The 4,288-nt window shown below is 68.5% G+C and carries 3 protein-coding genes; all 3 read left to right on the top strand.

The genetic code is table 11. The features are described 5' to 3' along the window. The first annotated feature begins 68 nt into the window (after positions 1-68). Complete coding sequence (locus VD972_RS33970; protein WP_324992957.1) at positions 69-1,439, top strand: phosphomannomutase/phosphoglucomutase; 1,371 nt, start codon at positions 69-71, stop codon at positions 1,437-1,439. Between the two features lie 42 nt (positions 1,440-1,481). Next, positions 1,482-2,417 (top strand): ROK family protein, encoded by a 936-nt coding sequence (locus VD972_RS33965; RefSeq protein WP_324992956.1) that lies wholly within the window; start codon positions 1,482-1,484, stop codon positions 2,415-2,417. A gap of 78 nt (positions 2,418-2,495) precedes the next feature. Beyond that, on the top strand, positions 2,496-4,288 hold a 1,793-nt coding region (locus VD972_RS33960), incomplete at its 3' end, for a hypothetical protein (protein WP_324992955.1).

Here is a 4,288-nt window from a genome sequence, read left to right as displayed (position 1 = left end):
CCGCTTGTGTAGAGTCCGCCGCCCTTTGCATGACCCTTCCCACCGTTGGGAGGGCGAGGACTGACCCCGTGAATACCCACATCTTCCGCGAGTACGACATCCGAGGCCTGGTCGACAAGGATCTCACTGTTGAGGTGGTGGAGCTGCTCGGCAAAGGCCTGGGCACCGTCATCCGCCGCCAGTATGGGCGCTCCATCGCCGTCGGCCGGGACTGCCGCGAGTCTTCCACCCGCTTCCGCGACGCCCTCGCCAAGGGCCTCACCTCCACCGGCCTCAATGTGATGGATGTGGGCGTGGTGCCTACCCCGCTGACATACTTCGCGGCCAACACGCTGCCGGTGGATGGGCTGGCGATGATCACCGGCAGCCACAACCCGCCGGAGTACAACGGCTTCAAGATCGGCGCGGGGAAGACGACGTTCCACGGCTCGGAGATCCAGGCGCTGCGCAAGCTCATCGAGGCGCGCGACTTCGAGAAGGGCGACAAGCCGGGCACCGTCACCCCGTACGACATCATCACCCCGTACAACCACTTCATCCGGGAGACCGTCAAAGTCGGGCGCAAGGGGATGCGCATCGTCATCGACGCGGGCAACGGCACCGGCGGTGCGGTGGCGGTGCCGCTGTTCCAGTCCCTGGGCTTCGACGTGGTGCCCTTGTTCTGCGAGATGGACGCCACCTTCCCCAACCACCACCCGGATCCCACGGTGGTGGAGAACCTCCAGGATCTCATCGAGGCGGTGAAGCGCGAGAAGGCCGAGGTGGGCATCGCCTACGACGGGGACAGCGATCGCATTGGCGTCATCGACGACCAGGGCAACATCCTCTGGGGTGACCAGCTGATGATCCTCTTCAGCCGCTACGTGCTGAAGGAGAGCCCGGGCGCCGCCATCGTCGGCGAGGTGAAGTGCAGCTACACCCTCTATGACGACATCGCGAAGCACGGCGGCAAGCCAGTGATGTGGAAGGCGGGCCACTCGCTCATCAAGGCGAAGATGAAGGAGACGCACGCGGAGCTGGCCGGGGAGATGAGCGGCCACATCTTCTTCAAGAACCGATACTTCGGCTTCGACGACGCGGTGTACTCCTCGGCGCGCCTGCTGGAGATCCTCACCCACGAGCCGCGCAAGCTCTCCGCGCTGCTCTCGGACGTGCCGAAGACGTACGCCACGCCGGAGCTGCGCGTGGACACGCGCGAGGAGAAGAAGTTCGAGCTCGTCAAGCGCGCCACGGAGCTGTTGCGGGCCGCGGGCCACAAGATCGTCGACGTGGACGGCGTGCGCGTCACCTTCCCGGACGGGTGGGGCCTCATCCGCGCCTCCAACACCCAGCCCATCCTCGTGCTCCGCTTCGAGGCCAGCACCCCCGAGCGGCTCAAGGAGATCCAGCTCCTCATCGAGGGCACCGTGGAGAAGGTGAAGCGCGAAGTCGGCGGCTAGCCGTCCACCGCATATATAAGGAGAAGGTGAGAGGAGAGCTTGATGCCGACGCTGGGAATCGACCTGGGTGGGACCAACGCCCGCGCCGCCGTGGTGGACGAGCACGGCCAGATCCTCACCTCCACGAAGGTGTCGCTCACCGAGCGCAGCCCCGCCGCCGTGGTGGAGGTGATTGCCCAGGCCGTCGCCGGCGCGATGGTCGCCGCGCCCGGGGTGGAGGTGCGAGGCTGCGGGGTGGGAGCGGCCGGGCAGATCCACCGGGACTCGGGCATCATCGCCGTGGCCCCCAACCTCGGCTGGCGCAACGTGCCGCTGGCGGGGATGCTGACGGAGCGGCTCGGGAGGCCGGTGCGCGTGGTGAATGACCTGGCCGCCGCCGCCTGGGGCGAGCTGAACGCCGGGGCGGGGCGGGGCGCGCACGATGTGTACGTGGTCTTCGTGGGCTCGGGAGTGGGCAGCTCCATCATCGCCAACGGCCAGCTCGTCCGAGGTGGCGGGGGCGTGGCGGGGGAGCTGGGCCACACCAAGGTGGTGCCCGGCGGCCGGCGCTGTGGCTGCGGCGAGCTGGGGTGCCTGGAGGCCTACGTGGGTGGGCACAACCTCATTGCCCTGGCGCGCGAGCTGCTCGTGTCCGGGCGCTCCACCGTGCTGGCGGAGCTGGCCGAGGGAGATCCGGCGCGCCTCACGCCCTTGACACTCGAGCGGGCGGCGGAGGCGGGAGATCCGGGCTCGCGGGAGATCCACGAGCGCGCCGGGCAGATGCTGGGCATGGCCATCGCCAACATGGTGACGGTGCTCAACCCGGCGCGGCTCATCCTCGGGGGTGGGGTGCTGATGAACTGCCCGGGCCTGCGCCGCTTCATCGTGGAGGGGGTGCAGGCGCTGGCCTCCACCACCTCTCGCGAGGGGCTGCTCATCGCCGAGGCCGAGCTGGGAGACGACAGCGGCCTCATTGGCGCGGCGCTGCTGGGCGCCTGAGGAATTCCAACAGAAGGTCGGAGGGCTCCGCTACGCTGAGGCGGCGCGCCGTTCCCGTGTCACGCACCGAGGTCGTTCATGTCCTTCGAATGGAAGCTGGCCAGTCTGGATGAGCTCAAGGGACTGTTCCTGGACACGTCCCTCCAGGACTCGCAGGTCCGCGTCAACCTGGTCACTGTCAAGGTGGACCAGCCGATCAGCCTGGGGCTCGAGGGGCTCTCCTTCGTGGTGGATGGGGGCACGGAGGCCTCCATCGAGGCCTACAACGCGCCCGGGGACGTCGACGCGGATGGCGTCGTTGGCGACAAGCCCGCGCAAGAGGATCCGAGCAAGCTGAGCCCGCCGCTGGTGCTGGGGCAGGATGCGTGGCTGAAGTACTGCGTGCGCGCCCGCGCCAAGGCCCAGGCGGGGGTGGCCCTGCCCTTCCTGTCCGCATCCGGCAGCGGTGAGGTGGCGCTGCAGGTGGCCGACTACCACGTGCACGGGCTGACCGAGAAGCTGCGTGACGCCATCAACGCCGACACGCGCAACCTCCGGCTGCCGCTGGTGCTCGACCACGTGCTGAAGCTCCAGCCGAAGGAGGCGCTGAGCTTCCAGGCCCGCACGCGCCTGGAGACCTCGGTGGTTCTTCAGTGGGGAGATGTCTTCACCTCGAACCTCAACCCCCTGAGCTGCCTGCTGCCGGGGGGCACGCTGCTGGCGATCAAGACCACGGTGGGGGCCGCCGTCACGGGCAGCCTCCATGTGACGGACGACTTCATGGTCACCTTCTCGCGCGAGAAGGCCGGAGCAGTGGTGGTCTCCCTGCAGAAGGGCGCGGCGCGCGAGGCGAAGCTCGCGGCGCAGATCGGCGTCACCGTGGAGGCCGGGGTGGACCCGCAGGTGCTGGACGCCGCGCTCGCCGCGCTGGTGGGGCTGCCCGGCGTCTCCCACTTCGAGAAGCTGTTGGACAAGATCGCCACCCTGGAGCTCAGTGACGAGGAGAAGAAGCTGCTGCGCCTGGCGCTCGATCGGCTCGGGCTGAGCCACTATGAGGCCGATGCGACGGCGCTCAAGAAGGCGTGGGAGGAGCAGAAGGTCCGGGTGAAGCAGGCGCTGCTGAACCTGGCCACGGAGAAGTTCAGCGCCGGGTTCCAGTACGAGTACTCCCGGCTCTCCGACACGCAGACGCTGCTGCGGCTGGAGCTGACCGACGCACAGCTGCAGAAGCTGCACACGCCGCTGGTGATGGGGCGGATGGCGCAGGTGCTGAAGCAGGTGGAGCCGGGCGCGGTGCGCAGCTACTTCCAGCAGGACACCCGGACGTGGAGCGAGGCGTGGGGCTTCTCGCTGGGCTTCTCGAAGTGGCGGCTGCTCCACGGCCAGAGCCAGAAGAAGCTGCAGCGGGTGGCGCAGTTCGGCTCGCCGGACGTCGTGCACGGCCCACGGCGCTATGCGTACATGGGAGTGCGCAGCTACGAGGGTGGGCTCTTCCAGGGCACGGGTGGCTGGTCCATCGACTTCAAGTGCGACATGAACGAGTTCCGCGTGCAGCCGACGGTGCGGGACTTCAACTACGGGCTCTACCTGCAGCTGCGGCGCCAGGGGAAGCTGTCGGAGATGGCGCTGCGCCAGGCCATCGACGAGGCCATCGTCTGGCACGTGCTGGATGACGCGGACGAGGAGCAGGTGTTCAAGCAGGTACGGGAGGCTTCCCAGGGCGACGCGGTGGAGGTGCGGCTGGAGGTGAAGCTGGCCGACACGCTGGTGCGAGAGCTCTCGGTGCTGGCGGCGGTGAGCCAGCCTGAGCTCTTCGCGAGGGCGCTGGCGCGCGCGATGCCGTGGGACACGAGCCGGGCCCGCTCCGAGCCTGAGTTCCGCCAGCGCGTGTA

Source organism: Hyalangium sp., from assembly GCF_035629615.1.
Classification (GTDB): Bacteria; Myxococcota; Myxococcia; order Myxococcales; family Myxococcaceae; genus Hyalangium.
Note: the sequence above shows the minus strand (reverse complement) of the source record. Positions and strands in the feature narration are given on the sequence as shown.

Bases quoted from the DNA above. Each gene is read 5' to 3' on its own strand.
- VD972_RS33965 (WP_324992956.1), top strand. From the start codon at position 1,482: ATGCCGACGCTGGGAATCGACCTGGGTGGGACCAACGCCCGCGCCGCC.